Origin of the sequence: Shewanella sp. SM101 (genome assembly GCF_025654465.1) — a bacterium.
Taxonomy (GTDB): Bacteria; Pseudomonadota; Gammaproteobacteria; order Enterobacterales; family Shewanellaceae; genus Shewanella; species Shewanella oncorhynchi.
Genome location: NZ_JAKKRH010000121.1, coordinates 1 through 1,266 on the forward strand (window position 1 = coordinate 1; position 1,266 = coordinate 1,266).

At 44.2% G+C, this 1,266-nt stretch carries 1 protein-coding gene; it reads right to left on the reverse strand.

Translation table 11 applies throughout. The features are described 5' to 3' along the window. Positions 1–8: 8 nt before the first annotated feature. A protein-coding gene (locus L5M38_RS24130) for an IS3 family transposase (RefSeq protein WP_263180547.1) occupies positions 9–1,192 on the reverse strand; the annotation gives its coding sequence in 2 pieces (ribosomal slippage) (positions 9–934 and positions 934–1,192; 1,185 coding nt in all). Between the last annotated feature and the right edge of the window lie 74 nt (positions 1,193–1,266).

Genomic DNA, 1,266 nt, shown 5'->3' on the forward strand with positions numbered 1-1,266 from the left:
TGTAGTGGTCAACTAAATTTGGCCACGGCTTTAGAATCTTCCCAAAATCTTCGCTCTGATTCATTTGGGCTTAATCCTGCATTATAATGATGTGGCCTGACTTGGTTGTAATAGCCAATAATATAATCAGTCACATCTTGTTTAGCTTCAACAAAACTCTTATAGCCTTGCGTTGGCACCCATTCCGTTTTTAAACTCCTGAAAAATCGCTCCATTGGCGCATTATCCCAGCAGTTACCTCGGCGACTCATGCTCTGGGTTATTTGATATTTCCACAGCCGTTGACGGTATTTAAGGCTAGTGTAATGACTGCCTTGGTCTGAGTGAAATATCAGGTTTTTAGGCTTACTCCGTGATTCAAATGCCATTTCCAGTGCTTTCACCGTTAACTCAGTATCTGGTGAAAATGACATTGCCCAACCCACCGCTTTTCTGGAAAACAAGTCCAGTACAACCGCTAAATAGCACCAGCGATTACCCGCCCAAATGTAAGTGACATCGCCACACCAGACGGTGTTTGGTTCAACCACTGCAAATTGTCGTTCGAGTATATTGGGGATAGCGACATGCTCCTTCCCAGCCTTCTTGTAGTGATGTTTCGGTTGTTGGCAACTGACTAATCCTAGCTTTTTCATTAGCCTAGTTGCTCGATAACGACTTAGTGCAAAACCCCGTTCAGAAGCGATAGTGGCAATGTTTCTCGCACCAGCGGACTGGTTGCTTTGCGTATGTATCGCTTTGACTTCACATTCTAAACGTCGCTGCTCTGGCGTCACAATATGCTCATGACTCACCCAATAACGATAACTACTGCGGTTCACGTTAAATGCATGGCATAACACTGAAATAGGATATTTATTGCTCTCATTGAGCTTCTCGATTATCGAGAAGTGTTCAGCGAGTCCGACATCAAGAGAGCGGTAGCCTTTTTTAGGATTTCTTTCTCAAGATTAATCCGCTCAATTTCTCGTTTAAGTGCCCTAATCTCTATCTGCTCAGGCGTCATGGGTGAGGCTTTAGGAGCAAGCCCTTTGCGCTCGACCTGAAGCTGCGTTACCCACTTACTGACCGTTGATTTACCTACGTTCATGGCTTTGGCTGCCGCTTCTTGTGTATAGCCCTGGTCAATGACTAATTGGGCAGTTTCGAGCTTAATCGCTGCGCTATATCGTGCACGTTTACTTTTATTCATTTTGTCACCTAAATTCGCTATGAATGAGATCATAACATTTCTTATTAGGTGGCCAAATTCAGTGTGCCACTACA